Annotated in this window: 1 rRNA gene; it reads right to left on the minus strand. The window is 51.7% G+C overall.

The window, feature by feature from the left end:
- A 23S ribosomal RNA gene (locus tag AD60_RS10065) occupies window positions 1–1121 on the minus strand; the annotation flags it as partial.
- Window positions 1122–1154 lie beyond the last annotated feature (33 nt).

The raw sequence follows: 1154 nt of genomic DNA on the forward strand, positions 1-1154 counted from the left end.
AAGGATGGCTGCTTCTAAGCCAACCTCCCGGCTGTCTTAAGAGGTCCACTTCCTTTCACACTTAGCCGCTTCTTCGGAACCTTAGCTGTCGGTCTGGGCTCTTTCCCTCTCGACCATGAAGCTTATTCCCCATAGTCTTTCTCCCTGGCATCCAGTTATGGCATTCGGAGTTTGATTGGTTTCAGAGGTCTACCCCCCTACACCATTCAGTGCTCTACCTCCATAACTCTTTTCCAGAGGCCGTGCCTACACACGTTTCGGGGAGAACCAGCTATCCCCAGGTTCGGTTAGCTTTTCACTCCTACCCACATGTCATCTGAGGATTTTTCACTATCCACCAGTTCGGACCTCCACTTGGTTTTACCCAAGCTTCATCCTGCACATGGGTAGCTCACCTGGCTTCGGGTCTATTTCCGGTGACTGTCGCACTCTTCATACTCGGTTTCCCTTCGGCTCCACCTACCGGCTTAACCTCGCCACCGAAAATAACTCGCAGGCTCATTAATCAAAAGGCACGCGGTCACTTTCGCTCCCGCTTCCTGTAGGCATACGGTTTCAGGTTCTCTTTCACTCCCCTCCCGGGGTCCTTTTCACCTTTCCCTCACGGTACTTCTCCACTATCGCTCAGCTGTCCTCTTTAGCCTTGGATGGAGGTCCACCCAGCTTCACGCAGGATTCCTCGTGTCCTACGCTACTCGGGTTAACAGCAGTCGAATATATATATTTACGTGTACAGGACTTTCACCTTCTCCGGTAGGCCTTCCCATGCCTTTCCACTTCTTATATATATCCAACCCCCTATCTGGCAGTTCGGGTAGCTGTTACCCTCAACCCAGTAGCAACAACGCCTGCCCGCTTTTACATCGCTACTGTTTGGGCTCTTCCCCTTTCGCTCGCCGCTACTCCGGGAATCTCGTTTGATTTCTTTTCACCGGGTACTATGATGTTTCACTTCCCCAGCTTCGCCTCCTGTCTCCAGGATGCCTTTCGGCAGGTTTCCCCATTCGGATATCTGTGGATCTTCGCTCGTTTGCAGCTCCCCACAGCTTTTCGCAGCTTACCACGTCCTTCTTCGCTTCCAGCTGGCTAGGCATCCACCGTATGCCCTTATTACTTTGGACTTACTCTATGCACTTGTCAATGAGCTCTTACTT

Source organism: Petrotoga sp. SL27, assembly GCF_002924605.1.
GTDB classification, from domain to species: Bacteria; Thermotogota; Thermotogae; order Petrotogales; family Petrotogaceae; genus Petrotoga; species Petrotoga sibirica.